The organism is Natronomonas gomsonensis, from assembly GCF_024300825.1.
GTDB lineage: Archaea > Halobacteriota > Halobacteria > Halobacteriales > Haloarculaceae > Natronomonas > Natronomonas gomsonensis.
Map to the genome: position 1 here is coordinate 3,137,593 of NZ_CP101323.1, position 25,623 is coordinate 3,163,215.

A 25,623-nucleotide genomic window follows, 5' to 3' on the forward strand; every position below is an offset into this window, starting at 1 on the left:
ACTCCGAGGGACGGTATGAGCGACGAGGACATCAGCATCGACGAAAAGCGCGTCTACGCCGACAAGAAAGGGGCCACGACGGCGTTCGTCGCGACCGGCGTCGGCATCACCCGCGTCGACATCTCCGACGATATCGTCGGGGAGTTCTCGCTGGTCCACCGGGGAACGGCGACCGATGCCGCCAGCGCCGACGGCCGCCTCGCGGTCGCGACGACCGAAGACGTTCTCGTGGGGACCGGCGAGGAGTTCGAACCGACCGGGTTCGGCCCCGCCGACGCCGTCGGCTATCACGACGGCCTGCTCGCGGCCGGCGACGGCCGTCTCGCCAGATACGACGACGGCTGGGTGACGCTCGCGGAGTTGGACGACGTGCGAGCGATGGACGGCGAGATGGTCGCCGCGGCCTCCGGTGTCCACCGCCTCGACGGCACACACGTCGGACTGACGGCCGCCCACGACGTGACGACTGCCGGCGGGCCGCTGGCGGCGACCGAAACGGGGCTGTACTACCTCGCTAACGGTTGGATGGACGCCCTCGACGGCGAGTTCCGGGTTACAGCCAATCGAGCCGACGGCACCGCCCACGCCGCCACGGCCGACCGACTCTACGAGCGGACCGACGTGGAGTGGTCGGCCGTCGAGTTACCTATCGAGGGGACCGTCGCCGACGTGGCGTACGGCGAGGCGACCTACGCGGTCACGACGGACGGAACTTTCCTCGTGAACGCGGGCGACGGCTGGCGACATCGCTCGCTCGGATTGCCCGACGTGACCGCGCTCGCCGTGGTCTAACCGATGAGTTCCGAGTCCGAATCGCGGTTCCGCGGGAACCGCTGTTCGGCGACGGCGAAGGCGAGCGTGCTGGCGAGTCCGACGAGCGTCCCCGCGGTGAGCGTCCCCGCGAGATACGGGAGGCCGGCGAACGGCAACTGGAGGAAGAACGCACTCAGGCCGTGGAGGACGATGGCGATTGCGGCCACGTAGAACGGGGCGTTGAGGTACCGCCACCGGAAACTGTCGTCGAGGTACTCGTCGGTGATGCGGCCGAGCGAGGCGACGACACCCGCGGCGGCGGCCCACTGGACCGACCCGTAGACGAACGCCGAGGCGGCCGCCAGCGGTTCCGGCGACGGCAACTCGCCGACGGTCTCCAGTCCGGACGCCGCGCCGACGGCGAGCAGGGCGACCCCGACGACGTACGTGATGAGTTGGACGCGTCCCGAAAAGAGGCCGACGCGGAGTCGCTCGGCGGTGTCGTCGATGGCGTCCTCCAAGCCGAGGCCGCGAAAGAGGATGTACAGTCCCAACAGCGCGGAGATGACCCCGAGTGTCGACCCCGGCAGACCCAACTCCTCGGCGACGATGGCGACCGGGTAGATGAGCAACAGGATGCCGAGCGGGATGAGGATGGTTCCGCGGGTCTCGGGGTCGGCGAGTACCTGCTTGAACGTGTAGTACATCGATTCGAGGTCCTGTGCCTGCCGGACGACGACGCGGCGGACGCCGTCGATGGGGACGCGAGAGCGGATGACCGGCAGGACGGACTCGTCTTGGGCGCCGTCGGTGACGACGATGGCACGGACGTCTTCGCCGGTCGACAGTGAGGCGAGGACGGTGTCAACCTCCTCGCCGACCTTGCGGTTGGCCGAAACGTCCGCCTTCGCCGTCCCGGTGACGACTGCCACCTCGACGGATTCGTCGTCGATGGCGTCGTGGAGGTGAATGCCCTGAAAACAGACGTTCACGTCGGAGTCCTCGGGGTCGGCGTTGGCGAGGGCGACGGCGGCGGCCTCGACGCTGTCGCGGCCGACGACCGGCGTCTCGAAGTCGGTCTTCCGACCGAGGTCGTCGTCGAGGTCGACACACAGGATGAGCAGCATCGCTGTTCGTGCGATGATTTCACGCGAGGCGTTAAGTCCCTTCTCCCTGCCGTGCGGTCGCTACGGTTCCGCGCGGCGTTCGACCCCGGCGAGTAGCGTTCGGACGGTGTCGAGTCGCTCGCCGAACGCCTGGGGGTGGGCCGCAAGCGTCACGACGAAGTCCTCGCCGACCTCGACCGCGTCGCTGACGTAGAGGTAGATGTCGACGCCCTGGCCCAACTCGACGAGGCGGGCCTGTCCGGCAAAGCGCGTGACGGTCGTCGTCTCGCCGGTCACTGCCGCTTCGAGTTCGCCGTCGAGTTTGAGGCCGCCGACGTTGTCGTAGCGGTCCTGAACTAACGCGGCGATTTCTTCGGCCGACATCTCGGCGATGGGGTTGAACGACCGGCCGAAAACGCTCACCTGTGGCGTCGAAAGCGTCGCGAACACCGCCGCTTGAATGCGCGTTCCGAGGAACCCGAGTTCGATGGCGCGGTCGTACTCCGAGACGATGTTCGTCACCTCGACGGTTCGGGAGAGTCCGAACCGCTCGAACTCCCGGGAAATAACGTCTTCAATCGTTCTGTGGTGGGTGTAGCCGGTCTCCTCTTGGACGCTCGTCGAGAGGCCGACGCCCGTCGCTCCGAACGCGGTGACGCCGCCGTCGAGAACGCCCGTACAGCCTGCGAGCCCGCCGGCAACTCCCGCACCGGCGCCGGCCAACAGTTCGCGTCGCGTCGGTCGCATACGTGTCGGAAGGCGGTCGTCGCTTTTCACCTCATCGGTCCCGCTATCGGACGTGGCCGGGGTCGGCCGGCCGCTCGGGAGCGACAGAGGGCAGACCGACGGCGTAGACGACGACCGGAAGCAACAGCAAGAACCCGAGGACGAACGGCGCCCAGTAGGCGACGGCGGTGTACAGTCCGCCCATCACGACGGGACCGATGGTGCGTGCGAGACTGCCGGCGCCCTGTGTCAGGCCGAACGCCGACCCCTGACGCGACCCGGCCCCCTTCGAGACCAGCGCGGTCAGCGTGACGCTCAACACGCCGTTGCCCAGCGATAGCGCCGCGAGAACGACGAGTAGGCCGAGCAACTGCGGCGTGAGAAAGCCGACGACTCCGGTCGCGTCCGGGAGGAGCCGTCCGATAGCCGGTGCCGCCGGAATCCCCACCAAGGAGACGGCGAGACAGCCGGCTCCGAAGACGGTCAGCGGCGCATCGCCGTACCGACTCGTCAGCGGGCCGATGAGGCCGCCTTGGACGACGACGGCGAGGACGCCGATGTAGGCGAAAAGCAGCGCCGCCTGACTCTCGGTGTAGCCGTAGATGTCGGCGACGTAGGGGATGAACATGATTTGGACGCCGGAGAAGGCAAACGAGACGAGAAAGAACGCTCCGAGCAGTCCGCGGAGGCCGGGAGCGGCCAAGGCGTTCCGGAGGGCGTCGAGTTGGGACTCCCGTTCGGTTTCGCCCTTCGTGGCCGGCAACAGGGTGGCGGCCAACAGGAGCGCGAGCAGACTCGCGGTGGCGGCGCCGAACGCCGGCAGCGAAAACGGTGAGACGGGAACGAAGGCAGGAGCGATACCGTCGACGACGGCGACAGTTTCCTCGAAGGCCAGCGCCGCACCGATGACCGGTCCGAAGATGAACCCGAAACCGAACGCCGCGCCGAGGTAGCCGAGGGCTTTCGGTCGCTCCTCGGGCGTCGTGAGGTCCGCCACGGAGGCTTGGGCGGCGGCGATGTTGCCGCCCATCGCACCGGCGAGTCCCCGGGCGACGAACAGCGTCGCCAGTCCGGTCGCGAAGCCGAAGATGGTCCACGCGAGGACTGCCCCGGCCAGCGACATCACCATCACGAGTCGGCGGCCGTAGCGGTCCGACAGCGCCCCGAGAAGGGGTGCAAAGCCGAACTGCATGAGCGAGTAGGTGGCCGCGAGCAGGCCGATGACCAACTCGGAGGCGCCGAACGACCGCGCGAAGTACGGGAGGATGGGGATGACGATGCCGAACCCCGCGAGGTCGACGAAGACGACGAGGAAGACGACGGCGAGGCCACGGCGGTTCTGCACGGGACGGTAGTCGGTGTCGACGTGTATAAAACGGTCCGTGTAACGCACGACTTTTGCGTGTCGACGGACAAACGATGACAACGAATGATTTCGAAGGGCTGTGAACAGTGCGCTAAGGGCGGGAAGATGGTACTCTTCGTCTACGGCTACTGCGACCAACGCGACTGTTTCTACTGCCCGCTCGGCGAGAACCGAAAGAACGTCACGCAGGCCTACGCCAACGAACGGCCCATCGAAGACGACGGCGACATCATCGAGGAGGCAAAGCGGATGAGCGCCCTCGGCACCTCCATCACGGGCGGCGAACCACAGGAGGCGATGGAGAAGACCACTCGCTACCTCTCGCTTCTGAAAGACGAGTTCGGCGAGGACCACCACACCCACCTCTACACCGGCATTACGGGTGGCAGAGAGAACATGCGCCGACTCGCCGAGGCCGGCCTCGACGAGATTCGGTTCCACCCGCCGCTGGAGTTGTGGGGCGACATGCACGGCACCGAGTGGGAGGAAATCCTCTACATCGCCCGCGAGGAGGGGCTGACCCCTGCCTTCGAGATTCCGGGCATCCGACCGGAACCGGAGTTCCTCGAATTCCTCGACGAGGGCGCAGCAGAGTTCTGTAACATCAACGAGTTCGAGATGTCCGATGGCAACTACCGCCGGATGCAGGAGGAAGGCTTCGAACTCAAGGAAGACCACATGTCCGCCGTCGAGGGCTCTCACGGCATCCTCGAAGAGATGGGCGACCACGAGAAGGTGTACTTCTGTACGAGCGTGTTCAAGGACGCCGCCCAGCACCGTTCGCGGTTGAAGCGGATGGCCAAGAACATCCGCCGGGAGTTCGACGAAATCACCGACGACGGCACCATCGTCTACGGGAAGACGTGGGTGACCGAGCGCCGACTGGAGGAGTTAGGCGTTCCGGAGCAGTTCTACTCGGTCAAATCCGACCACGTCGAGTTGGCGTGGTGGCTCCTAGAGGAGATGGTCGAGGACGGCGACGTCGAGAAGGGCGAAATCGTCGAGCAGTATCCGACCTACGATGGGACGGTCGTCGAGCGGACACCGTTGGCGTAGTATCCAACCGGGCGGACGGCATTCGTCTATCAGTCTTTTCCGGTCGCTCACCGTGCGTCGAGCGGTTTCGACGGGTAGACGGTAACATCGGACCCGCCCGCGAAAATCCGGTGTATCGGGTCGGCATCGTCGAGAAATGCCCACTGCTCGCCGTAAAGGGTCTCGAAGTCGATGTCGACGGTCAGCGACTCGATGTCGTAGACGGCCCACCGCGGGTGGTCGACGCGATAACGACGCGTCCGTCCCAGTCTGTCCGTTCCGAAGCCCCACGAGTGTTCCTTGAAGAAGTGTTCGGGGCTGTCTTCCGGGGGGACGTGCGTGGAGTGACTGTCGGCGGTCACTCGGAGTTCGTGTGTTCGCCCGCCGTGATCCATCCGGAGGCCGAACGACAGTTTTTCGGCCGTCAGTCGCTGTTCGGACACCATCGGTGCTCGGACGTACGGTTCGCCGTACAGCGCCCGGGCAATCCACGCGACGGCGCGTTTGGGGACGAACTCCCGCAGGAAGACGACGCCGCGGTCGTTTCCGTGGCGGACGTAAAACCGGAGGTTCACCTCTGGGAAGGCGCGATATCCCGGCCACGGGACGCCCAACACGCGCGTGTCGGTGAAGTCGAAGGCAACGAGGCTGACGAAACTCCGGCCCTCGGAGCGCTCCAGTTCGACGCCGTCGGGGCAGTGCGGTTCCAGCAGCTCCGGCGGCACCTCGTAGGTGAGGTTCAGGAGGTTCTTCCAGCGGGCCGAGAGGAACGGGCGGGGCATCGACGGAAGAGTACGGCGAGGAGGTACATAGACTTTGGAGCGTGAATGGGAGCCAGTAGACATTTCATTCGCCTGGAAGTACGGCCTCCATGGGAAGCGACGGTCCGCCGCTGCTCGGTCTGCTCGGCATCGGCGACGACAACCGCGTGCCGGCCCGCGTCGACCTCGAAGACGACCTCAACCTGAAGGCGGTCGTCGACCGACTGGAAATCGGCGGCGTGCTGTTGTTCGCGCAACTAATCCTCCTCGGCGTGTTCACGAACCTCGCGCCGACGGCGCAGGTCGGCATCGCCGGTATCGTCGTGATTCTCGTCGACGTGGTCGACAGAAAACTCGTGAGTCGGTTCATCGAGTAGCGCGGTCCGCGCCCAACGCGAGAAAGGCGCCGACGGCGACCAACACGCTCCCCGCGGCAAGCCCCTCGGTCGGACGGCCGGTGGCGGTCAGGATGCCAAAGGCCGCCAGTCCGCCGCCGAGACAGCACGCGACGGCAATGCTTCTAGTTCGACGCTGGAGCGGGCCGCCGCGGTGTCTGCGGTAGTCGACCGCACCGAAGCCGACGAAAACGGCTGACAGCGCCCCCACGAGCAGGCTGTCGGTCGCGCCGTAGAGAAGCAGAACGGCGGCGCCGAGGAGGCCGACGGCGAGCGTCGCGTCGGGTGAGAGGGGGTTGACGGAGTCGCCGAATCGGGCGTGATACAGCGCCGGAGGGACGGCGACGACCGAAGCGACGAACGCACCGAAGGCGAGTTGTCCCGAAACGAGGCCGTACAGGGACACGAGGGCGCCGCCGAAGAGGCCAGCGGCGAGGACGGGGTCCGGCAGAAACACGTCTTCGGGTGTCTCCGAGCGGACGATGCCGAAGGCGACGAACGGGTACAGGAGGACGACGCTTCCGAGTACCGTCGCGAGGTGGTTCGTCGAGACGAGAAAGCCGAACAGGGCGAACGCCGACGAGAGGACGACGCCGACGAGTGGGGCGGCTTCGGGAACCGGGCGACTCATCGACACTTCGTAGGCGTTCCCTCGGCAAAGCGCTGGCGTTCGGCGAGGGCCTCACCGACCCACAAGCGTTTAATCGACGCCCGAACTACGCTTCTGTATGCCGGACTGCCCACTCGCGGACGACTGCCCCAGTTTCTCGGAGCGAATCGAGGGAATGGGGTGTCAACACTACGGCGACCGCGGCGGCGCCGAGTGGTGTTCTCACTACAATCAGCCGATTCGAGACTTGAAGCAACAGCCAGTCAAGATGGGTGAGGAGGTCGTCGTCGACGTTGAGGACATTCACGAGTCGGGTGCGGGCGTCGGCCGAACCGAGGACGGCTTTATCGTCATGGTCGACGGCGTGTTGCCGGAGGCCCGAGCGAAAGTGAAGATAACCGAAGTGCGGTCGAACCACGCTCGCGCCGACGAAATCGAACGGCTTCCGATGGAGGACGAAGACGAAGATGAAGGCGACGAAGCGAGCGACGACACTGAATCGGAGGGCGACGGCGACGAGACCGAAACTGAAGAGAAGAGCGGCCGCAAGAAGGCACTCGACCGCGAGCGGCTGGGCAGCCGCGAGAACTTCTGGGGCAAGTGACGCTTCCCGACGTCGACGAACTGCTGGAAACTGCGGGGTTCGACGAGGAAACGGGCGTTCTGACGCGCCGTCAGGCGGAGGTGTTGGCGCTCCGAGAGCGGGACATTCCGCAGGCCGACATCGCTGAGGCCCTCGGCACCTCGCGGGCGAACGTCTCCAGCGTCGAATCGAGCGCCCGCGAGAACATCGAGAAAGCCCGCGAGACGGTCGCCTTCGCCGAGGCGCTGACGGCGCCCGTCCAGTTGACCGTCGAGGCCGGCACCGACCTCTACGACGTGCCGAATCGGGTGTACTCGGCCTGCGACGAGGCGGGCGTGAAAGTCACCCGCACGGCGCCGGAGTTGATGAAACTGGTCGGCGACGCCGCCGGCGACGCCGTCCACGGCCGGGAGGTCCGACGCGACATCACCGTCAGCGTGACCAGCGACGGCACCGTCCGCGTTCGGGAGTGAGTCGGGAAAAACCGCAAGCGACGACGGAGTTATAAGTCGGCGGCGGCCGACCGCTTCGGTATGGATTTGGGAATCGACGGCAACGCAGCAGTGGTGACGGCCGGAACGGCAGGACTCGGACTCGCGAGTGCGGAGGCACTCGCCCGCGAGGGCTGTGACGTGGCGGTGTGTGGCCGCGACGAGGACCGACTTTCGCGTGCGGAGGCCCACCTCGAAGCCATCGACGGCGGCGACGTACTCGCCGTCCAGGCCGACATCACCGACGAGAGCGAAATCGAGGGGTTCGTCGGAAGCGCCATCGGCGAGTTCGGCCGACTGGACCACGTCGTCACGAGCGCCGGCGGGCCGCCGTCGGGGCCGTTCCTCGAAACCAGCGACGAGGACTGGCAACGGGCCCACGACCTCCTCGTGATGAGCGTCGTTCGGACGGTTCGAGCGGCGCATCCGACCATCGCAGAGGATGGCGGCGGCACCATCGTCAACATCACCTCCCGGTCGGTTCGGGAGGTCATCGACGACCTCGTGTTGTCGAACTCGGTCCGCCGGGCGGTCATCGGGCTGATGAAGACGCTCTCGTATGAGTTCGCCCCCGACGTGCGGGCGAACGCGGTGCTGCCGGGTGCCCACGAGACGGGTCGAATCGAGGAGTTAGTCGAACAGGGCGTCGACCGCGGCGACTTCGCGGACTACGAGGCGGGCCTCGAGGAGTGGTCAGAGGGGATTCCGCTCGAACGGGTCGGCGAACCGCGTGAACTCGGCGAGACGGTGGCGTGGCTCTCCAGTGACCGCTCGTCGTACGTAAACGGCGCAGCGGTGCCGGTCGACGGCGGGTCGACCAGAAGCGTCTGACTCAGGACCGGACGATGAACACGTCGTAGTCGGTTCCGCTGGCGACTGCCCCGCCGACGCTGGTCACCGGTTGGACGACCCGGCCGGCGTTGTCGCTGCCGACGAAGACGACGTCGGCGTCGAGTTCGCGGGCGGCCTCGCGGATTTCGGTCGCGATGCGGCCCTTCCCGGCGTAGGCGTCGACGCTCTCGGTGCGGAATTCGGCGTCCGTGGTGATGCTCTCGACCCGTTTTCGGAGTCGCCGAGCCGCATCGCCGGGGTCGTAGGTGTCTCCCTCGACGAGGCCGTATTCGGCGGCGAGGTCCTCGTCGTTCGGGAGGACGCTCACGACGACGAGTCGTTCGTCAGTCGAACCGGCGAACTCGGCCGCTCGGCGCAGTGCCGTCTCGGAGCGGTCGGTGCCGTCGAACGCGGCGAGGTAGGTCATATCGGTCGGTCGTCACGCTGATAAAATAAGTCTCGGTCGGCGGCGACGGTTGCGGCATCGCTCACCAGGTCTCGATTCGGTCCTCGCGAATGTCCTCCAGACAGCCCTGACAGTCCCGGTGGTCGGCCTCATAGCAGGCGGGCCGCCCCTCGTCGTCCAGCGAGACGGCGCGCTTCTCGGCGTATCGCCGGCAGACGAGTTTTGCACGCCCCTCCTCGTCGGTCGGCAGGTCAGCGAGCGCGGCCGCTTTTGCGTCCGTGTAGGCGCGTTTGGCCTCCTCGTACTGCTTGCCAGCCGAGTGCAGTTTCGTCTGCAAGAGCCGCTTGAGGCGACGACGGTTGCTCACACGGCCACGTAGCGGTCGGACTCACAAAGAGGCGTCGCCCGGAGCGTGCGTGGCTGTCTGCCTCCCTCGAGCGAACCCGTTCAAATGCTCGAAAACACGCCGAAAAGCGGCTGAGAACACTTTCACTCTGCTACCGACGGTTTTTATACTATCGGGAACCAACCGGCGTACGTCTCCCATTGAAAACACGCGGAGACGGAACACCCATGACAGACCTGCGACAGCACGCGGTCGAGATACACGAACAGTTCTCCGAGGCGCTCGACGTGAGCGTCGACGAAATAGAAGACAGACTGGAGACGCTCGTCTCCGAGTACCGCGTCCCCGTCGAGGAGGCCCGCCGCAGCGTGGTCTCGACGTATCTCGACGAGGCCGACATGGGGCGAGAGGACATCGCCTCCGGCGGCAGCGAGGCCGCCGAGGTCGCCGATATCGACGCTCCCGAGGAGTGGCTCGATTTGACCGCTAAGGTCGTCGAGTTGTGGGACCCTCGGGCGGATTCCATCGCTCAGGTCGGCTTACTCGGCGACGAGACCGGCACCGTCAAGTTCACCAAGTGGGCCAAAAGCGACCTCCCCGAACTCGAGGAGGGAGCGGTCTACCGGCTCGGCAACCTCGTCACCGACGAGTACGAGGGTCGGTTCTCGGTGAAGCTCAACTCCACGACGACCATCGAAGAAATCGACGAGGACATCGAGGTCGGCGACGACTCGACGGAAGTCGAGGGCGCCTTGGTCGACATCCAATCGGGCTCCGGACTCATCAAGCGCTGTCCCGAGGAGGACTGTACGCGCGTCCTCCAGAACGGCCGCTGTTCGGAACACGGCGAGGTCGAAGGTGAGTTCGACCTCCGAATCAAGGGCGTTCTCGACGACGGCGAGACCATCCACGAGGTCATCTTCAACCAGGAATCGACCGAGGAGTTGACTGGAATCACCCTCGATGAGGCCCAGGAGATGGCGATGGACGCCCTCGACACCGAAGTCGTCGTCGAGGAGATGCGCGAAACCGTCCTCGGGCGGTACTACCGCGTCGCCGGCCCGACGCTGGGTCGGTACGTCCTGGCCAACGACATCGAACTGCTCGATGGGCCGGTCGATGCCGAGAGCGTGCTAATCAAAGCGAGGTCCCTGTAATGAGTGCATCCGTACCCACCCGCGAGGTCGCCCGACGCGCCTTCGCGGCCGAGTTCAACGACGCAACGTACACGTTCAAAGAATCCGACGACGACCGCGCGCCCGTCTACTCGCTTTTGCCGACCGGCGAGCGGGCCAACCGCGTCTTCGTCGTCGGGACGCTGACCGAAACCGAAGACGTCGGCGAGGATTCGGAGTACTGGCGCGGCCGCATCGTCGACCCGACCGGGACGTTCTTCGCCTACGCGGGCCAGTACCAACCGGAGGCCGCCTCCGCACTGCGGGAAACCGAAACGCCCGCCTACGTGTCGGTCGTCGGCAAGCCCCGCACCTACGAGACCGAGGAGGGCGATGTGAACGTCTCGCTGCGACCGGAGTCGATTACGATTGTCGACGCGGCGACGCGGAACCGCTGGGTCGCCGAGACCGCCGAGCGAACCCTCGACCGAATCGAGGCGTTCGATGGGGCGGCATCGGAGACGCCGCCAGAAGGCGGCGAAGCCGCCGTATCCGACGAGTACGCCGCGATGGCCGAAACCCAGTACGACCCCGACCTCGCGGTGTACCGCGACCAGGTCGTCAAGGCATTGGAAGACCTCGAAGCAGACGCCGAGGTCGCGGCCGAAGCCTGACGCCGTAACCGCTCTCCCGGTCCCGGTGTGGACTGCGGAGGTTTTTAACCGAACGCGCCGAAGCGATAGCCGTGAGCGAGCCGATTCCGACGGGGTGTGAGACGGTCGACGAGTTACTCGGTGGGGGATTCGAGCGCGGAACGGCCACCCAGCTGTATGGTCCGCCGGCGGCGGGGAAGACCAACCTCGCGCTGTCGGCGGCCATCGAAGTGGCCGCCACCGGAGGGACCGCGCTGTACATCGACACTGAAGGGCTCTCCGTCGACCGTTTCGAGCAACTCGCCCGCGCGAGAGCCGACGGCGACATCGACGACCTCGCCTCCCGCGTCATCATCACGGACGCACTGGACTTCGAACAGCAGGAGGAGGCGGTCCGTGACGCCGCCGACCTCGCCGAACGCGTCGACCTCGTGGTACTCGACAGCGCGACCGGGTTCTATCGGCTCGAACGCATCGACGACGAGGAGGGCAACGCGCTCCGTCGGGTCGCAAAGCAGGTGACACACCTGCTGTCGCTGGCTCGTCGACACGACCTCGCGGTCGTCCTCACGAATCAGGTGTACTCCGACCCCGACTCGGACTCCTCGCGTGCGCGCCCGCTCGGGGGGCACACGCTCACCCACTGGTGTGGCGTCGTCGCGCGCATCGAGCGGTTCCGGGCGGGGAATCGACGGATGACGCTGGAAAAACACCGGTCGAAAGCGGCCGGCGAGACGGCCCGATTTCGAATCACCGAAGACGGTCTCGATGCGGTCGAAGAAGGCGCCTGAGGCCGATTACAGCTCGCCGAGTTTCCGGAGCAACTGGCCTTCGTACTCCTCGTCGGCGCGAGTCCCCTTCAGTTCGAGGACGTTCCGTTCGAGTTTGTCGATGGCGACGTGGAAGGCGGTTTCGGCGCCGTACCCTTCCCCGGAGCCGGCGACCTGGCCGCGGTTCGTCCGGAGCCGAATCTGACACTGGATGAGCGGCGTCCCGCGGAGTCGCTCCTTGTGTTCGTGGAAGCGGACGTGGGCGTGGTGGACCTGCATGTCCTGGTACTTGTCGGCCACCTCGGTAATCGAGGTCCGGATGTTCTCCCGGGTGAGCGTATCGAGGAGTTCGACGTTCGTGACCTGGACGTCCATGGCCTCCTCTTCGGTGTAGGTGAGTGCCCGGAGGATGTCGGTTTTGGTGAGAATCCCGGCGACCATGCGGTCGTCGTCGTCGGGGGTGACCACGAGGCCGGCGTAGTCGTTGTCGAACATCTGTTCGACGGCGTCGCTGACGGTCGCATCAAGCGTCACCGTCTCGACGGGGCTGTTCATCAGGTCGTACACGGGCAGGTCGAGCATCCGGTCGGTCTCGCCGGAGCGGTCGCCCTTCTGTTGGCGCTCCATGGTTCGCACCGCGAAATCAGCGATGTCATGGGTCGTCACCATCCCCGTGAGGTTGCCGCTCTCGTTGACGACCGGCAGTCTGGAGACGCCGTGCTCGCGAAGGTGGTTGATTGCTTTGCCGACGTGGTCGTCTTCGGTGAGCGTGACGACTTCTTCGGTGTATATCTGTTCGACGGTGAGCACGTCGAGGTTGTCGAGGACGGCTTCGAGAATGGCGTCCTCGCTGATGATTCCCCACAGGTCTTCGCCTTCGAACACCGGGGCGACTTTCGTGCCTCCCTCGACGAGCATGCGGGCGACGTCTCGGACGTCGTCTGTGCGCCCGACTTTCGGTGCGTTCCGCATCATCACGCTCACCTTCGCGTCGTCTTCGATGTGCGACTGGACGAGTTGTCGCTCCGTGATGACGCCCGCGTAGGTTTCGTCGTTGGTCACAATAACCCCTTTCGGGTTCTCGCGTTCGAAGATAGACCGAACCTTCCCGAGCCGCTCGTCGTCGTCCACCTGGATGTACTCCGGGGTGGCGATATCTGCGATATTCATCTCTCTCGAAGCGACTTCTCCGCGCTGGTTATTCAAAGTACCCCCATCCAAATTTTATATTTGGCTCCCCTGTGTCGGGTATGCGACCCGACATCACGGTGTTCGGCCGTTTCACCTACCTTCTCACCGAACTCGTCTGGGGGGCCGTCGCGTTCGTCCTCCTGCGGCGGACCAACTCGGTTCGGAAGGCGCTTCGCGTCTGCTTGCTATTGTATCCGTTTGCGTACGCGTGGGACCGCTACACGCTCGAAGTCGGGGTTTTTGACATCCCGCTTCGGACCGGTATCGACATCGCCGGCATCCCGCTCGAAGAGCACATCTTCATGTTCGTCGTGCCATCGATGGTCGTCGGGACGACGGAACTGCTGGAGGAGCGAACCGACGAGTGAGAAATGTGTCAGTCGTAGCAAACTTCAACGCGGGACGTGAAGCGTAGCCCGATGATTGGGTCCGACAAGAAGCCGGAAGTGAAAGCGGGCGTTGAGTCGGTCGACATGTCCGGGAAGACGGTCCTCGTGACCGGTTCGACGAACGGGCTCGGCCGGGAGGCGGCGCTGTCGCTCGGGCGACTCGGAGCGGACGTGTTGGTCCACGGCCGCAACGAGGAGGCGGGCGCCGAAACCGTCGCCGAACTCGAGGCGGTCGGCTCCGACGCCGAGTTCATCGCCGCGGATTTCCTCAGTACCGATGACGTGTCCGCCCTCGCCGACGAGGTCAGGTCGTCCGTCGAGGAGTTGGACGTACTGTGTAACAACGCCGGCGGCCTCTTCGAGGACAACGAGGAGACGGACCTCGGTGTCGGCAAGACGTTTCACATCAACCACCTCGCGCCGTACCAGTTGACCAACGACCTCCTCCCGGCGATGGCCTCCGGCGGCCGCGTCGTCACGACGGCGTCTATCGGCCACCGGGTCGCGACGATGAACCTCGACGACCTCCTCGATTTGACGACGCTCTCGCCGTGGGCGGCGTACTGCCGGTCGAAACTGGCGAACATCCAGTTCTCGAACGAACTGGCCCGACGACTCGTCGTCGCCGGTCGGGACGTCACCTCGAACTCGCTGCACCCCGGCATCGTCCCCGGCAGCGAGTTCTCCCGGGCACTCCCGTCGCCGGCACCACAAATCGGCCAACTCGTCGGCGAGTTTCCCATGACCGACTCCGTTGAGGACGGCGCCGCCACTATCGTCTATCTCGCGGCCTCCGAGGACGTGTCGGGAGTCACCGGCAAGTACTTCGCCCGATGTAAGCAACGGCGTCCGGCCCCGAAGGCGATGGATGTCGAGGCCCAGCGGGAACTCTGGCGGCGAAGTGCCGACATACTCGGCATCGACGAACCGCTGTCAGATGTATAAAGGAGGTCAATACACCGGTTCTACACGCGGTTTTATTAAATTGATAAAAAACCGGTAATCTCCCGAGTAAATTCCTTTTATTTATCAGTTCTCGGTTGGCGTGTAGTATGACTCGACGTACCACGACACGCGCTGGCGTCGCCCTGCTGGCGGCGTTCTGTGTCGCGACCATGTTCGTCGCCCCCGCGGCGGCACAACTCGGTGGAATCGGCGACCAAGTTCCCGACGGTCCCAGTGGCGGTGACATTACCGGTGACCTGATTCTCGACGCCGACGGCAGCGGCGGCGAGGGCGGCGGCGAAGTCGGCGTCGAAAGCGGCCAGGGCAACGCCTCCGGTAGCGGTTCCGCTGCTGTCGATGCCGAAGAGCCGAGCGTCGAAGTTTCGGCCTCGGGTGGCGGCGATGTCGCCGGCCAAGGTGCGGAAGCCGGAATCGACTGTGAACTCAGCCAGCAGTCCGCACAGAACCCCCAGGAGACCTGTGAATTCGAGACGCCGGGTGGCGGTGACACCCCCGCGCCGGAACCGCCGGAACTCCCCGAGTTCCCTGGCGGCGGTGAACTCCCGGCCGACCTGCTGTAGATAGTCGCTCGAACATTTTCGCTTTTCGTTACTCGGTTCGTAGCGACCGCACAGTCGAAATAACTCCGAAAACAAGCCATCGAGGAGGCGCTCCTCGACGCCGTATTCGTTTACTTTGTCTCATCTCAGTAATGGTCGACACGCACGGCTGGAACTGACGTAGCGGCGGTGTAGAAAGCGAGTGGGTTCGGGCAGCATACTTCTGGGACGGAAATCCGCCGCTCAGATTAGCTCGAATCATCGTCACCTCCGTCGAGGTCGAGGCGAAGTTTATCCAACTGCGGCCGACGCCGATTCTCCATCTCGTCGCGGCGAGAGGCCTTGTCGTAGTGGCGGCGAATCGTTCGAAGCGAAGCGTTCACTCGCTTCGCTGTATCTTCCGGATCGAAACCGCGGTCCTGGTGGAACGTTACCGAACCCGTTCGCACCGCGTGGGGTGACCGCGAGGAAGGGCATTGACTTGCCTTGCTTTGAACAGTCAATTCGCACTCGGCCCGCTTCCGGTCGTGCGGGCAGGGGTCGGTATGCCAGCAGGGTTGCGTTGCTTGATATATCCAACTCCGTATAGCGTTCTTGGAGGCCCGACCGTACTCCGATCGCGTGGTGAACAGCGGGGCACGGCCGCTCTCGTCGTGGCGGTCGTGCCGGTGTTCCTCGATGTAGGTGTCCAACACCTCCGAGACCTCCGGGAGGATTCCCACGTCGCGTTCGCCGCCGAGCTTGTTCTTCAACGGAGTGCCGGTGTTCGGCCGGTGACGGAACTCCAGTACGCGGAAATCGCTATCGTAGTCGTCAAGGTCGAGGGCACGGAGGCCGCCGATTCGAGCGCCGACGTGCCACGCCACTTCGAGAACCGCGTGCCACTTCGTTCCGTAGAGGCCGTTCGACCGTTTGCGGAAGTGCTTCAGTAGGGTCTTCGCGTCCTCGGTGGCGAGTTTGTCGTCGCGGGACTGTTCGGAAACAGGAGCTCGAGGAACGTGGACCGACTCGTGGAGGCCGTCGGCAACGACCCCGATGTCCTCGCAGAACTCGATGAACCGTTTGACCAGTCCCATCTGGTTCTCCAGACTCGTCGACGCGATCTCTTCGGAGCGGTCGGTTTCGTAGAGTTCGAAATCGTAGCCGGTGAGGTCCGACACCTGCTCGATGCCTTCGTCCTCACACCACAGTACGAACTGACGGAGGTCGAGGCGGTAGGCGTCGACGGTGGCGTCGGCCCGATCACGCCGAAGCCGACCGAGGTACTTCTGGACCGCATCCCGGACGGTCAAGTCCTCCGGCGGTCCACGACGGTCGGCACTCATACGACGAACTCACCGACTGTCCCGGTCACGTCTTTCTCGCAGTGCCGACACCAGAATTTGACTTCATCGCCCTTCTGTTCGTGGTCGTGAACGTGGTGAACCGTCGAATTCCCGCAGTCGGGACACTCGTGTTCGTGATGGGGGAGCGAAATCATCGGTGCCCCTCCTGATGAATCGGGTTTCGACAGTCGGGACAGTCGATAGGGTGGCCCGGTGATTCTCGCCACTCAAAGACATCACGACCACAACTCAGACAGAAGTAGAACAGCTGTACTCGGTGCGGTCGCGGCTCAGGCCCAGAGCGAGTGTCGTCGGTTACTTGTACGCGTGGTTCCTCTCCGTCCGTGCGGGCTTCGCCCGCGTAGGTAGGTTCCGACATTCGTAGTTACCCCGGAGCCACCTTCTACGGGCCGTGTACCAGCACGGCCCGACCTTCCTGACGACCAGCAGCGCCGCCAGTCAGGGCTCGGTGGCCCCGAGTACGCCCATGCCTTCTCGTTACATAAATGTAACGAGCGGATTGAAAGTACCACGACGGGCATATACGTGATTAACACGTATATTAGGTTGTTAGGGGCGAGTACGTAATCAAATGCGCCGTTCCGGCTCGTGGCAAAGCGTTTGGGACGACCGAATCTTAGAGTGGCTACGCGAGAACGAGGGGGATGGAACACCGAAACAGATCAAGGATAGCGGAATGGTCCGAGTTTCTCGCGCCCAGATTTCGCGTCGTCTGAAGAAATTGGCCGAACACGACCTTGTTCGACACATCGGGAACGGTGCGTACGTGATTACCGAGCAGGGGGAAGCCTACCTCGATGAAGAATACGACGCCGACCGAGGCGTCTACATGAACCGAGATGCCGTCGACGACGAATCCGAGAACGGAGCCGACACCGCAAGCGACGTGTAACCCAATCCGCCCTCCATGCCTGTTCGACTAACCGCCCGCTGGCAACAGACGCTCGACGATAGAATCATCGAACATCTGGACGACGAATCATGGTCGACACCGGGATACATGGAAATGGTTCCGGGCATCGACGCGACGAAGGCACAGATTCGAGATCGTTGTCGGGTGTTGGCCGATGCTGGCTTAGTGGCGTTACAGCAGGAGGAAGGTTGGTATGTGGAATTGACGACGTTGGGGGAGTTGTATCTGGAAGGGGAAGCAGATATTGACCTGTATCCAAGGCCGCGACATCCGACAGTTCTGGAATAAAGCTGTCTCTACCTTAGGCAAACGACAGAAGTGAGTATTGTTACTTGATTTCAGAGCGTTCTGATTAATTTGGAACGCTGAATATTCCGTCAGGGACAGTAGGAGATACACTAACACTTCCCCTCATACAAGTAATATTTATGGTACCATATTGTCTGGTTGACCAAATCTCAGTGTCTGAGCTACAAACCTCTCGGTATTTTTCATGAGCATCTGTTGAGGGTTTTTTCCCTACGCTTAGAATAATATGGTCTGGATCCATCGCTTCAACCGCTTCTTGATGGAAGCCATTTTCACGACCATGATGTGAGGCCTTCAGAATAGTAACATCCTCTAAGACACCCTTTCCATGCTCATCAATAATTTCTTCCCAAGCATCTTGTTCCGCATCGCCAGGTAGTAGAATAGCCTGGTTATTATGAGTAATTTTGAGAACGTAACTAATATCATTATATTTTTGCGTTTCTTCACCCTCATACTGGTCGTTTAATTCGGATACAAAACTAGGTGAAGGGTGAAGAATCTGGATATTATCCTGGTCCCAGTAGTTCTTCTGAGAGCCTGGGGTAGGGCTTATACTCGAATGATTTGTATCTCCCTCTCTAATGTCTGTGTAACGCATCCAGTCTTCTTTTGAATATTCCTCTGGCCACTCCTCATCGAGATCTTGTTCCTTTTTGTGGTTTGTATCCCAGAGAACGTCGAACCCAATTTCATCATCCAGCCGTGCTAATCCAGATAGATGATCCATATCCGGATGTGTGGAGATAAACCGCCATATTTCGCTTTGTATACCCCCAAATTCAGAGTTATAGTATTCAATGGGGTCATCTAGATATTTCTCTGCATAATCTTCAGGCGAGACGAAATCCTTGCTTTTGCTGGAACTGTACTCTAAATAATTATTGAGTCCTGCAACTAGTTCGTCGTACTTGTCTGGTTTTCGATGTTTCCAATCGTTGATATCAACAAACGAAATTCTACCTTCTTTTCCATCACGATGGTCGTTAGGATGTCGGATTATCGTACAATCCCCGTGGTCAACGTTCAGGAAGTGTAGTTGAAGCCAGTTTTGAGCACTCATATCATCACCTCAAAGGAGGAATTGAGCATACTTACTGGTTCAACTGATTCTATATAAACAGTATCAGACCGGAGTAAAAGTAAAGCGGAAAACCCGGCTTGTGAAATTATTTATTACAATTTTGGTAAAAATCAAGGAACACGTATCTAAGGAATACCCTCTCAAATTTCTGCTTCCGTTTTTTAAACACATATGTGGCGAGGATGGATATTACGAATACCGCTATTAGAACCTTCCAAGAGGTAGTAAGTGGTCCACAAACCGTCAAAATAGTCGAAAGAACAGTAGCGAATAGCAAAATCACCGACATACTCCACATACTTCGATGGAAGGTGTGAATAGTCTGAAATCGAAGAGCGCGAGAGGCCTCCTGTGTCTCGAGATAACTAAGAACTAATAGGAGAAGTTTTGGAGACTCTGGGAATTCATTAGAGAGACCAAATTTGGATTTTACATTTTCTACAAAATTGTCCTCGATCTCGGTTCGCTGGCCTATTGGTAGTTCATCGTCTTCATTACGAATAGACTTCACCGTCCGAGAAAAGAGGTCATCACCACCATGATAATACTGTTGTGAGAAGCGGTCAAGCCGACTACCGAACCATTGTATTATATGGCCCGCAATGAAGCCGAAAACCAATATTCCGGCAATTGCAGCTGTGGAGGATATGGAGTGAGGAACGCCGAGCCAGGAAACGGGAAATAATATCGCAAAAAAGAGTATGAGTGCTATCCCTGGAATTAGATTTGCCAAAAGATCATATAAGTCAAGCGTGGTCAGAGTCCGTCCTAAGGACATATTTGATTTGTATAGTTTATCCCTGATATAATGAACCAACGAAAACAGATTGTATTTAGAATATTTCCACCCCCCCTCAAGGAGGGGGTTCGGTCGTCACCAACGCAGGGTGGATTGGTTGTTCGGTGGTCGGAAAGGGGTAATAGTATACGAAAGTGAGTGCGGAATGTTCCCTCTTGAATCAGTCCAATATTATCTGGCGGTCTTTGACAGCTAAAACTAGACGCTTCATCAAATATAGAACGAAGGAGACGATCAGCAGTATCAAGAAAAATACTCCCAGTAGGATAGTGAAGCCTAAAAACAGAACCAAAAACAGCTCTTTGGCATACTGTATAGTGAAGAATTGAGCTGAAGATTCAGTATTTACCTCAGAAATGAGAAACCCGGAAACCCAAATCCAGAATATTAGGCCAATGACCACACTTACGCCTTGTATGAGTTTTCCAGTACCAAACTGATCATCGAAATAATCTGATACGCGAATGATTGGTTGCCAGACTAAAGCAGGGAGCATGATTCCACTGAGATAGGCTATCATTATTATATACGGCATCCATATTGTCGGAAATTGCACCACAACTGCCGTTAGAACTCCAATCAATGGGACATAAAACGCACCGAATGCCACCAATCCTACGTTGGGAAATGAATACCATGTGCCGTTGTGATTTATCCGTCTGAGCAGATCTACTAGAATTACAATTGAAAGAATAATCACCAAACTAAAGCCCATAACCACAACTATGTTCTGAGCCAAATCTGAGTTTATTACGTCAGATGCGGCTTGCCTAGCATAAATGCTAGTAGCTCCAAACACACCAATTAGTGTGAATATAGTAGAGTTCGAATTCAGGAAGTCAGACAATTCCTCTACCGGGCTATAGAGGAAAGGATAAATCCATTCTTCAAGAAAGAGTTGAAAAAGTGTTCTATCAATTAATTCAGTATCTGAGGGAGCCATTGTAATCGGGGAATTTCATCGGGAGTTGAGAATCCAGCGATAATAAATCCCACATCCCAATTATTGGCTTGGACCACGATTACGAAGAAGTTCAAGCAACTCCGACCAATTAAGATCTTCGGCGAACAGGTCGGCACGGAGGTCCCACGCCCACGGTGCAGCATCGTCCGGGTCGTACTGGTGTGAAGTCGCTTCCAGATTCTCGGCCGTAAGTAGTTCGTCGCTTGGGTAGTCCGCATCAGCCGCCCACCGCTCGAAGAACTCCACGACGTCTTTCTCCAGCTTGTAGTACGCGAGAGTCGCCAGCCGCTTCGCTTCCGGATGGAGGTCCTTCCCGGTGTGACAAATGACGCCCGCAGCGTCGACGCCGATTTTAGCGAATCGCTTGGCGAGTGGGGTCCATTGGGTCGCTACCTCCCGTCGATACACGCGGGCGTCCATGTGCGTCGAGGCTTCGTCGACGACGATGAACTTCGGTTGGTCCCGGTGTTCGAGCAGCTGCACCGCGAGGTCGTGACAGGATGTGACGACGTGATCCGTCCGGTCCCACGACCGGATGTTTGAGAGAACGAGGAGATCGTCATCAAGGGCGAGGTCCCGAATCTCGACGAGTTCGCTCATTGTGTTCGTCTTTCCGGTGTTCGGGTTTCCAGCACCAACGATGAACGCCGGAGCGTCGTTGTTCTCCAGCCACGAGTTGATACGCATCGGTAGCCGCAGCGAGGAAGCGTCGAGGTCCTTGTCGGTGATGCCGGTGAGTCGAGAAACGACCGAGGCGTTATCGGTGTGGACGGCATCGGAGGCCGCGTCGGTGAAGAACGTCGAGCGAAGGCTTCGCCCGAGTTCCGTTTCGTAGAACGAACTGGCATCGAGGTCACGGTCGGAGAGATCCCCATCGAACAGCGATTCCATGAACGACAGCGACGACCGAATTTCCGGGTCCGACAGCACGCCAGCGTGCGGATAGAGGTCTTCGCCCGCTTCCATCTGACCGTGTACCTGTTCGCGCAGCTTCGCCGCGTTGTAGAGATTATCGTGTTCGTTACCCATCGGTCGGCACCTCCTGGTGACCGTTCTCGTCGTACCGATTCAACGGATGGTCCTCCGGCACCTCACCGGGCTGTTCGCTCGCCTCTTCCGGCGACGGTTCGTCCTCGATGGAGACGTTTTCGAGTTCCTCCGAGAAATCGAACTGTTCCAACGCGGAATCGACGGCTTCGGTCAACGCCTCACCTTGGTCGGGAAGTCGACCGGATTCGACCATCTCGATCACGTCGAGGGCGGTTGCCCGAGCAGCGGAACGAACGATAGTGAACGCCGAGGTCTCCAGCACGAAGCCACGCTGGGCGTCCTCCTGGAGCTGGCCGCGACACTCCCGAACCGCTTGGAGCGCACGAGCGAGTTCCCTGTCATCGAGCGTTCCGCGCCACGTCCCAACGACGGTCATCTCTTCGAGTTCGACCTGTTTCCCGACGTAGAGATGCGACGCAAGTTGCGTCATCTCATATGGAGCATCGGCGTTGCCGTTCTCGTCAGTTACCGTCAACTCTCGAAAGTCCGAGTACGGGAAGCGGAAGAGTGCGCCGTCGATTACGCTGGCATCGAGATCGACGAGGAAGATATGATTCGGATTCCAGAGCAGGGAGACGATGTAGTTCCCGGTGAGGAAGCCGACCGGCGTCAGCGCGAGGAAAGTCAGTCCGGCAAGCTTCGCCCATCGAGGGACTTCCAGCGACACCTCGAAGTAGACCAAGACGGCGACAGCAATCAACGCGAGGCCAACCAACGTGAGCAGTCGAGACTTGAGGAAATCCAGCAGCAGCTCGAACTTCGTCGGCTGCCGGAACTGTTCGGGGCGCTCAGTCATGCTACCCGCTCCGGTTCATCCGTTCGACCGAGTACGGTTCGAATAACGACGAACACCGCGACGGAGGCGACACCGCCCGCGCCGGAGATCGCCGCGAGTTGTACGTCCTGGGCTGTCCACGGCTCACCGATCAGCGTCGACTCTTCCTCGATGGGAACAGCATACAGCGTATCGCCGGTGTCGATGGAGACACCAGCAAACCCGTTGTGGACGGTCACGTCGAACCGAATCGTGTTCCGTTCGCCTTCGCGCAGGGTGAACGTTCGACGATTAATCTCGCCGCCGGTCATGAACGCGCCGGCATCGGTGACCGTGATTTCTTGGAGTTCGTCCGAGTGAAGCACCACGACGGCTTCCGTACCGTCGAGGGAAGCCGAACAGACGACCGTGTTCTCGTCGATGGCTTCCGGGGCTTCGCAGTCGTCGTCGAGGTCGCCAGCGAACTCGGCCGTCGGCGTGGTCGTGCCGTTTTGGGCGACGACGGGCGCGGCCACGAGAGGGACAATGCAGACGAGTAGCGCTGCTAAGAACGCGAGTGTGCGGAAAAGATTCATCGTTGTTAGTACCCGTTGTCGTCGGTCTGTCCGAGCAGTACGAGGGCGATGCCACCGACGGCAACGACGATTCCCCAACCGGGAATATCGGGAGCGTTGGGAAGTAGACCACCGCCCCCGCTGCCGCTTTTGGAATCTTCGTACTCTTCGATCAGCTCTTGATTCTGCTGTTCGAGCTGGTTCCACTCTTCTTGGGTGACGTAGTTCGAATCGTTCTGTGGTTGCGCGGAGGTGAATTCCGCAGAGTTGGCTTCCTCGCCGGTCTCTTCGTTGACGAACTTCTGGACGGTGAAAGGGCCGCGAATGCGAATCGTTTCGTACCGTGTTTCGTCGGTCTTGGTGACGTAGTTGACCGACTCGATCTCGGCAATGGCGTTCTCCAGCTGGCCGGATACATCAACGGTCCAAATGGTATTGCCGCTGCCATCTGTTCCTTCGCTGAAGTCGCCGGCTTTCACTTCGGCTGTCTCGTCGTAGTTGGTGTTGATTTGGTAGGTCACCTCAGTCAGCGGTTCTTTGGTGAAGGTGACTGTCCCGCCGTCGACGCCGGAGGCATCGTCGTAGGCTGTCCATGTCCCTTCGCCCGAGCCGACATCATAGGTCAGGTAGACGCTGCCGAGACCGTCGGCCGAGGGGGAGTACTGCGTACCCGTCTCGATGGTCGTTGAGTCGTCGGTGACACCGAGCGTCCCTTCCAGGACGACATCGTGGTCGTGGAGTTTCACGGTCGCCTTCCGTTCGAAGTCGACCGGAACGTTGAGTGCAACGAGATCAGCGACGGCTTGGGGGTAGTCACCGTCTTCGGTCATCATTTCGGCGCGTTCGCGTGGGGTGATGAGATCGGAGACCTGAATGTCGCCGGCTTGGACGCTGCCGTAGACGCCATCGAGCCAGGTGATGAGGCCGTTTCGGGCGTCGTCGAAGGTGGTGGCAATCTCGTCGGTGAGGGTTTTCCAGTCGCTTTCGGATGCGCCCTTCGCTCGCATGTAGGTGAACTGGTTGCCGTTGATGTTCATGACGAGTTCGGGGTCTGGGTAGCTGTCGGGGTCGCTGTTGGTAATCCCGAAGCAGTCCCACGACTGGGTTCCGTCACCAGCCGACCGCTGTTCGTTTAGTTCGACCTGTTCAACGTCGATGGTGGTGCCATCAACGAGATCGACAGTTTCCGACGACGGGAACGAGACGGTATCGGAGCCATCATCGAAGATGTCGTTTTGAGAGAGGTCGCTGTGGGATTCGACAGTCGAGACGACGTTTTCGAGCTCGCGGACGGACTCGTTCCAGGATTTGACGAGGTTCTTCGTGACGGTTGCTTGGTAGGCGTCGACGGCCGCGACCATCTGATCTTGGACGGCCGACTGAGATTTTTCAGCGTTGAGGCCTTCGATGGCAGCGACTTTGCCATCGGTGTAGGCGTTGTTGCTGATGCCGTCGAGCATGTTGCGGTTGTCGACGAAGGTACTGGCGTTGGTGGATTGGCGGGTGTGGAGGGTTTCGTAGATGCTTTGCAGGGCGGCATCAGCGGTCATGCCCTCGGGGACGCTGTCGGCGGTCATGGCATCGTAGGCGCTGTAGAGCGCCCAACCGACAGCAGCGCCGCCGGCAGCGACGAAGATGGGAGCGACAGCTTTCGAGCGACCAACGGGTTCGAGGTCGAGCGTCGATGCGCCCGCGCCCGTCGCGGCGACACCTGTGGCTACCCCCGCGCCTTTGATGAACGTCCGACGGTCGATCTCGCTCACAGGACACCTCCAGCGGCGAAGAACATCCCGGCGGTCGAGGCCGCCGCGCCCGCCGCGAACATGACGATCTCGTCGGTCGAGAGATGCCGGTCGATGGGGTCGGTCATCGGACGGCAACACCCCACGACAGCACCGAGACGGCAAAGGCGAGGATGTGCAGGGTCGGGGAATTCGCCGCGAATTGGTCTTGAACGAACCCGATGTACTGATAGGAGACTATCAGAATCGGGGCAGCCGCGATCAGTAGTTTCTCCCAGTCCTCGTAGCGGTCGAAGGCCTTCGTCTCACTTGATGCGAACGCCGTAGCGAAGACGACCAGCGAGACGATGGTCGCGTGTTCTGTCGTCAGCGTGTACCCGACGCCCCACTGGAGCGTGGGCGCGGAGATGCCGCCGAACTGGAAGGCGGAAGCGACCACGAACACCACGGACAGCAGGGCCGGGAGCGTCCGCAGGTGCGCGTAGTCGTTCATCAGCCCGCTCATGCGGTTCGATGCCGACGCCATCACCGGACCCCCACGGTGAAGCCTTTGCCAGTGTGGCCGTCGTCGGTTTCGTACTCACCGTCGTACCGGAGTTTCACCACGTCACCGATCTCGACGCCGAGCCTGTCGAAGTCGTTGGTGATGGAAGCGCAGTGCCACACCATCACGTACTCGCCCGGTGCCGTCGACAGCTTGTAGACGCGATTGTTGTTCGCGCCAGCGTTCTCGATGATGTCTCGAAGTTCTCCTTCGAGAACTTCGTCCTCTTCCCATTCGTCTTTCCACTCTACGTCTTCGTCGTCGTCGTACTCCGAGCCGACGGTCTGGAAGCCAGCGAACTCGGGGTCGGATTCTTCGGTCGCCATTGCACTAGACATACTAGTTTACTGGGGGGTAAACCTCCGATTAACCCGAGTGAAAGTGAAAACCAGTATCTAGTAACTATATCATGTATCGCAGTCATTCAGCTCTGTTGAAATCCTTAGGAACTGATAGGATCTGCGTGCGACATACAGAGGATGAGTTCTGCACTGTAACGGCGTTTGTTTCA

32 protein-coding genes are annotated in these 25,623 nt (G+C 60.9%); 14 read left to right on the forward strand and 18 right to left on the reverse strand.

What is annotated here, in order from left to right:
* Positions 1 to 15 precede the first annotated feature (15 nt).
* Positions 16 to 792: an HVO_0234 family beta-propeller protein gene (locus NMP98_RS16565; protein WP_254858963.1), complete on the forward strand. Its 777-nt coding sequence runs from the start codon at positions 16 to 18 to the stop codon at positions 790 to 792.
* On the opposite strand, the gene NMP98_RS16570 is transcribed toward NMP98_RS16565, so the two are convergent.
* The 3 genes from NMP98_RS16570 to NMP98_RS16580 are packed head-to-tail and all read right to left on the reverse strand — an operon-like array spanning position 789 to position 3,930.
* On the reverse strand, positions 789 to 1,880 hold the full coding sequence (locus NMP98_RS16570) for a DUF373 family protein (protein WP_254858964.1): 1,092 nt from the start codon (positions 1,878 to 1,880) through the stop codon (positions 789 to 791). The two genes, NMP98_RS16565 and NMP98_RS16570, sit on opposite strands and share 4 nt — an antisense overlap.
* 60 nt (positions 1,881 to 1,940) lie before the next feature.
* Positions 1,941 to 2,606 carry a DUF6517 family protein gene (locus NMP98_RS16575; RefSeq protein ID WP_254858965.1) on the reverse strand — a complete coding sequence of 222 codons (666 nt, stop codon included), beginning with the start codon at positions 2,604 to 2,606 and terminating at the stop codon, positions 1,941 to 1,943.
* 43 nt (positions 2,607 to 2,649) lie between these two features.
* Positions 2,650 to 3,930, reverse strand: coding sequence for an MFS transporter (locus tag NMP98_RS16580; RefSeq protein WP_254858966.1), 1,281 nt, complete (start codon positions 3,928 to 3,930; stop codon positions 2,650 to 2,652).
* 84 nt (positions 3,931 to 4,014) lie between these two features.
* Here NMP98_RS16580 and NMP98_RS16585 point away from each other — a divergent pair, with 84 nt between their 5' ends.
* Complete coding sequence (locus tag NMP98_RS16585) at positions 4,015 to 5,007, forward strand: radical SAM protein (protein ID WP_254858967.1); 993 nt, start codon at positions 4,015 to 4,017, stop codon at positions 5,005 to 5,007.
* Positions 5,008 to 5,054: 47 nt separating this feature from the next.
* Here the strand turns inward: NMP98_RS16585 and NMP98_RS16590 are convergent, their stop codons facing one another.
* A complete protein-coding gene (locus NMP98_RS16590; RefSeq protein ID WP_254858968.1) occupies positions 5,055 to 5,768 on the reverse strand; it encodes a YqjF family protein in 714 nt (237 codons plus the stop codon).
* Positions 5,769 to 5,857: 89 nt separating this feature from the next.
* On the opposite strand from NMP98_RS16590, the gene NMP98_RS16595 reads away from it, so the two are divergent.
* Positions 5,858 to 6,124: a hypothetical protein gene (locus NMP98_RS16595; protein ID WP_254858969.1), complete on the forward strand. Its 267-nt coding sequence runs from the start codon at positions 5,858 to 5,860 to the stop codon at positions 6,122 to 6,124.
* Here the strand turns inward: NMP98_RS16595 and NMP98_RS16600 are convergent.
* Positions 6,114 to 6,773, reverse strand: a complete 660-nt coding sequence (locus tag NMP98_RS16600) for a hypothetical protein (protein ID WP_254858970.1) — start codon at positions 6,771 to 6,773, stop codon at positions 6,114 to 6,116. The genes NMP98_RS16595 and NMP98_RS16600 overlap by 11 nt on opposite strands.
* A 97-nt stretch (positions 6,774 to 6,870) precedes the next feature.
* On the opposite strand from NMP98_RS16600, the gene NMP98_RS16605 reads away from it, so the two are divergent.
* Genes NMP98_RS16605 through NMP98_RS16615 form a run of 3 tightly spaced genes read left to right on the forward strand, consistent with a single transcriptional unit; the run spans position 6,871 to position 8,657 of the window.
* Complete coding sequence (locus NMP98_RS16605; RefSeq protein ID WP_254858971.1) at positions 6,871 to 7,356, forward strand: TRAM domain-containing protein; 486 nt, start codon at positions 6,871 to 6,873, stop codon at positions 7,354 to 7,356.
* Complete coding sequence (locus NMP98_RS16610; protein WP_254858972.1) at positions 7,353 to 7,808, forward strand: Tfx family DNA-binding protein; 456 nt, start codon at positions 7,353 to 7,355, stop codon at positions 7,806 to 7,808. The genes NMP98_RS16605 and NMP98_RS16610 overlap by 4 nt, the downstream gene beginning before the upstream one ends.
* 60 nt (positions 7,809 to 7,868) lie before the next feature.
* Entirely contained in the window at positions 7,869 to 8,657 is a 789-nt protein-coding gene (locus tag NMP98_RS16615) for an SDR family oxidoreductase (RefSeq protein WP_254858973.1), read from the forward strand.
* Between the two features lies 1 nt (position 8,658).
* Here the strand turns inward: NMP98_RS16615 and NMP98_RS16620 are convergent, their stop codons facing one another.
* Together NMP98_RS16620 and NMP98_RS16625 are read right to left on the reverse strand one after the other, a co-directional pair.
* On the reverse strand, positions 8,659 to 9,084 hold the full coding sequence (locus NMP98_RS16620; protein ID WP_254858974.1) for a universal stress protein: 426 nt from the start codon (positions 9,082 to 9,084) through the stop codon (positions 8,659 to 8,661).
* 61 nt (positions 9,085 to 9,145) lie between these two features.
* Positions 9,146 to 9,430: a DUF7091 family protein gene (locus NMP98_RS16625; protein ID WP_178918195.1), complete on the reverse strand. Its 285-nt coding sequence runs from the start codon at positions 9,428 to 9,430 to the stop codon at positions 9,146 to 9,148.
* Between the two features lie 206 nt (positions 9,431 to 9,636).
* Between NMP98_RS16625 and NMP98_RS16630 the strand changes: the two genes are divergently transcribed.
* The 3 genes from NMP98_RS16630 (at position 9,637) to radB (ending at position 11,968) form a co-directional block, all read left to right on the forward strand.
* Positions 9,637 to 10,566, forward strand: coding sequence for a replication factor A (locus NMP98_RS16630; protein ID WP_254858975.1), 930 nt, complete (start codon positions 9,637 to 9,639; stop codon positions 10,564 to 10,566).
* Positions 10,566 to 11,198, forward strand: coding sequence for an RPA family protein (locus tag NMP98_RS16635; RefSeq protein ID WP_254858976.1), 633 nt, complete (start codon positions 10,566 to 10,568; stop codon positions 11,196 to 11,198). The genes NMP98_RS16630 and NMP98_RS16635 overlap by 1 nt, the downstream gene beginning before the upstream one ends.
* 71 nt (positions 11,199 to 11,269) lie before the next feature.
* Complete coding sequence (gene radB, locus NMP98_RS16640) at positions 11,270 to 11,968, forward strand: DNA repair and recombination protein RadB (protein ID WP_254858977.1); 699 nt, start codon at positions 11,270 to 11,272, stop codon at positions 11,966 to 11,968.
* Between the two features lie 6 nt (positions 11,969 to 11,974).
* Here the strand turns inward: radB and NMP98_RS16645 are convergent, their stop codons facing one another.
* Positions 11,975 to 13,117, reverse strand: a complete 1,143-nt coding sequence (locus NMP98_RS16645; RefSeq protein ID WP_254858978.1) for a CBS domain-containing protein — start codon at positions 13,115 to 13,117, stop codon at positions 11,975 to 11,977.
* 80 nt (positions 13,118 to 13,197) lie between these two features.
* Between NMP98_RS16645 and NMP98_RS16650 the strand changes: the two genes are divergently transcribed.
* From NMP98_RS16650 to NMP98_RS16660, 3 genes are all read left to right on the forward strand, one after another.
* Positions 13,198 to 13,506 carry a lycopene cyclase domain-containing protein gene (locus tag NMP98_RS16650; RefSeq protein ID WP_254858979.1) on the forward strand — a complete coding sequence of 103 codons (309 nt, stop codon included), beginning with the start codon at positions 13,198 to 13,200 and terminating at the stop codon, positions 13,504 to 13,506.
* Positions 13,507 to 13,557: 51 nt separating this feature from the next.
* A complete protein-coding gene (locus tag NMP98_RS16655) occupies positions 13,558 to 14,472 on the forward strand; it encodes an SDR family NAD(P)-dependent oxidoreductase (RefSeq protein WP_254858980.1) in 915 nt (304 codons plus the stop codon).
* Between the two features lie 107 nt (positions 14,473 to 14,579).
* Positions 14,580 to 15,053, forward strand: coding sequence for a hypothetical protein (locus NMP98_RS16660; RefSeq protein WP_254858981.1), 474 nt, complete (start codon positions 14,580 to 14,582; stop codon positions 15,051 to 15,053).
* 227 nt (positions 15,054 to 15,280) lie between these two features.
* Here the strand turns inward: NMP98_RS16660 and NMP98_RS16665 are convergent, their stop codons facing one another.
* Positions 15,281 to 16,357 carry a tyrosine-type recombinase/integrase gene (locus NMP98_RS16665; protein ID WP_254858982.1) on the reverse strand — a complete coding sequence of 359 codons (1,077 nt, stop codon included), beginning with the start codon at positions 16,355 to 16,357 and terminating at the stop codon, positions 15,281 to 15,283.
* Positions 16,354 to 16,512: a hypothetical protein gene (locus NMP98_RS16670; RefSeq protein WP_254858983.1), complete on the reverse strand. Its 159-nt coding sequence runs from the start codon at positions 16,510 to 16,512 to the stop codon at positions 16,354 to 16,356. Before NMP98_RS16670 ends, NMP98_RS16665 begins: the two co-directional genes overlap by 4 nt.
* 437 nt (positions 16,513 to 16,949) lie before the next feature.
* Here NMP98_RS16670 and NMP98_RS19680 point away from each other — a divergent pair, with 437 nt between their 5' ends.
* Positions 16,950 to 17,270, forward strand: a complete 321-nt coding sequence (locus NMP98_RS19680) for a winged helix-turn-helix domain-containing protein (protein WP_254858984.1) — start codon at positions 16,950 to 16,952, stop codon at positions 17,268 to 17,270.
* A gap of 15 nt (positions 17,271 to 17,285) precedes the next feature.
* Entirely contained in the window at positions 17,286 to 17,579 is a 294-nt protein-coding gene (locus NMP98_RS16680) for a winged helix-turn-helix domain-containing protein (RefSeq protein ID WP_254858985.1), read from the forward strand.
* A gap of 64 nt (positions 17,580 to 17,643) precedes the next feature.
* Here NMP98_RS16680 and NMP98_RS16685 read toward each other — a convergent pair whose 3' ends face one another.
* The 8 genes from NMP98_RS16685 to NMP98_RS16720 form a co-directional block, all read right to left on the reverse strand.
* Entirely contained in the window at positions 17,644 to 18,663 is a 1,020-nt protein-coding gene (locus NMP98_RS16685; protein WP_254858986.1) for a ComEC/Rec2 family competence protein, read from the reverse strand.
* A 980-nt stretch (positions 18,664 to 19,643) separates the two neighbouring features.
* Positions 19,644 to 20,426: a hypothetical protein gene (locus NMP98_RS16690; RefSeq protein WP_254858987.1), complete on the reverse strand. Its 783-nt coding sequence runs from the start codon at positions 20,424 to 20,426 to the stop codon at positions 19,644 to 19,646.
* Positions 20,427 to 20,486: 60 nt separating this feature from the next.
* Positions 20,487 to 21,476 (reverse strand): hypothetical protein, encoded by a 990-nt coding sequence (locus NMP98_RS16695; protein ID WP_254858988.1) that lies wholly within the window; start codon positions 21,474 to 21,476, stop codon positions 20,487 to 20,489.
* A complete protein-coding gene (locus tag NMP98_RS16700) occupies positions 21,469 to 22,293 on the reverse strand; it encodes a DUF8125 domain-containing protein (RefSeq protein ID WP_254858989.1) in 825 nt (274 codons plus the stop codon). The genes NMP98_RS16695 and NMP98_RS16700 overlap by 8 nt, the downstream gene beginning before the upstream one ends.
* Positions 22,290 to 22,847, reverse strand: coding sequence for a DUF8063 family protein (locus NMP98_RS16705; protein WP_497007556.1), 558 nt, complete (start codon positions 22,845 to 22,847; stop codon positions 22,290 to 22,292). The genes NMP98_RS16700 and NMP98_RS16705 overlap by 4 nt, the downstream gene beginning before the upstream one ends.
* Before the next feature lie 5 nt (positions 22,848 to 22,852).
* The gene (locus NMP98_RS16710) at positions 22,853 to 24,589 is read right to left on the reverse strand and encodes a twin-arginine translocation signal domain-containing protein (protein WP_254858991.1); all 1,737 of its coding nucleotides are present in this window, start codon (positions 24,587 to 24,589) and stop codon (positions 22,853 to 22,855) included.
* 103 nt (positions 24,590 to 24,692) lie between these two features.
* Complete coding sequence (locus NMP98_RS16715) at positions 24,693 to 25,094, reverse strand: DUF8023 family protein (protein WP_254858992.1); 402 nt, start codon at positions 25,092 to 25,094, stop codon at positions 24,693 to 24,695.
* On the reverse strand, positions 25,094 to 25,438 hold the full coding sequence (locus tag NMP98_RS16720) for a hypothetical protein (protein WP_254858993.1): 345 nt from the start codon (positions 25,436 to 25,438) through the stop codon (positions 25,094 to 25,096). Before NMP98_RS16720 ends, NMP98_RS16715 begins: the two co-directional genes overlap by 1 nt.
* Positions 25,439 to 25,623: the final 185 nt, after the last annotated feature.

Coding starts and splice junctions, on each gene's coding strand:
- NMP98_RS16565 (WP_254858963.1), top strand. CDS start 16: ATGAGCGACGAGGACATCAGCATCGACGAAAAGCGCGTCTACGCCGAC.
- NMP98_RS16570 (WP_254858964.1), bottom strand. CDS start 1,880: ATGCTGCTCATCCTGTGTGTCGACCTCGACGACGACCTCGGTCGGAAG.
- NMP98_RS16575 (WP_254858965.1), bottom strand. CDS start 2,606: ATGCGACCGACGCGACGCGAACTGTTGGCCGGCGCCGGTGCGGGAGTT.
- NMP98_RS16585 (WP_254858967.1), top strand. CDS start 4,015: ATGATTTCGAAGGGCTGTGAACAGTGCGCTAAGGGCGGGAAGATGGTA.
- NMP98_RS16590 (WP_254858968.1), bottom strand. CDS start 5,768: ATGCCCCGCCCGTTCCTCTCGGCCCGCTGGAAGAACCTCCTGAACCTC.
- NMP98_RS16595 (WP_254858969.1), top strand. CDS start 5,858: ATGGGAAGCGACGGTCCGCCGCTGCTCGGTCTGCTCGGCATCGGCGAC.
- NMP98_RS16600 (WP_254858970.1), bottom strand. CDS start 6,773: ATGAGTCGCCCGGTTCCCGAAGCCGCCCCACTCGTCGGCGTCGTCCTC.
- NMP98_RS16605 (WP_254858971.1), top strand. CDS start 6,871: ATGCCGGACTGCCCACTCGCGGACGACTGCCCCAGTTTCTCGGAGCGA.
- NMP98_RS16615 (WP_254858973.1), top strand. CDS start 7,869: ATGGATTTGGGAATCGACGGCAACGCAGCAGTGGTGACGGCCGGAACG.
- NMP98_RS16620 (WP_254858974.1), bottom strand. CDS start 9,084: ATGACCTACCTCGCCGCGTTCGACGGCACCGACCGCTCCGAGACGGCA.
- NMP98_RS16630 (WP_254858975.1), top strand. CDS start 9,637: ATGACAGACCTGCGACAGCACGCGGTCGAGATACACGAACAGTTCTCC.
- NMP98_RS16635 (WP_254858976.1), top strand. CDS start 10,566: ATGAGTGCATCCGTACCCACCCGCGAGGTCGCCCGACGCGCCTTCGCG.
- NMP98_RS16645 (WP_254858978.1), bottom strand. CDS start 13,117: ATGAATATCGCAGATATCGCCACCCCGGAGTACATCCAGGTGGACGAC.
- NMP98_RS16650 (WP_254858979.1), top strand. CDS start 13,198: ATGCGACCCGACATCACGGTGTTCGGCCGTTTCACCTACCTTCTCACC.
- NMP98_RS16655 (WP_254858980.1), top strand. CDS start 13,558: ATGATTGGGTCCGACAAGAAGCCGGAAGTGAAAGCGGGCGTTGAGTCG.
- NMP98_RS16660 (WP_254858981.1), top strand. CDS start 14,580: ATGACTCGACGTACCACGACACGCGCTGGCGTCGCCCTGCTGGCGGCG.
- NMP98_RS16665 (WP_254858982.1), bottom strand. CDS start 16,357: ATGAGTGCCGACCGTCGTGGACCGCCGGAGGACTTGACCGTCCGGGAT.
- NMP98_RS16670 (WP_254858983.1), bottom strand. CDS start 16,512: ATGATTTCGCTCCCCCATCACGAACACGAGTGTCCCGACTGCGGGAAT.
- NMP98_RS19680 (WP_254858984.1), top strand. CDS start 16,950: ATGCGCCGTTCCGGCTCGTGGCAAAGCGTTTGGGACGACCGAATCTTA.
- NMP98_RS16680 (WP_254858985.1), top strand. CDS start 17,286: ATGCCTGTTCGACTAACCGCCCGCTGGCAACAGACGCTCGACGATAGA.
- NMP98_RS16685 (WP_254858986.1), bottom strand. CDS start 18,663: ATGAGTGCTCAAAACTGGCTTCAACTACACTTCCTGAACGTTGACCAC.
- NMP98_RS16690 (WP_254858987.1), bottom strand. CDS start 20,426: ATGGCTCCCTCAGATACTGAATTAATTGATAGAACACTTTTTCAACTC.
- NMP98_RS16695 (WP_254858988.1), bottom strand. CDS start 21,476: ATGGGTAACGAACACGATAATCTCTACAACGCGGCGAAGCTGCGCGAA.
- NMP98_RS16700 (WP_254858989.1), bottom strand. CDS start 22,293: ATGACTGAGCGCCCCGAACAGTTCCGGCAGCCGACGAAGTTCGAGCTG.
- NMP98_RS16705 (WP_497007556.1), bottom strand. CDS start 22,847: ATGAATCTTTTCCGCACACTCGCGTTCTTAGCAGCGCTACTCGTCTGC.
- NMP98_RS16715 (WP_254858992.1), bottom strand. CDS start 25,094: ATGGCGTCGGCATCGAACCGCATGAGCGGGCTGATGAACGACTACGCG.
- NMP98_RS16720 (WP_254858993.1), bottom strand. CDS start 25,438: ATGGCGACCGAAGAATCCGACCCCGAGTTCGCTGGCTTCCAGACCGTC.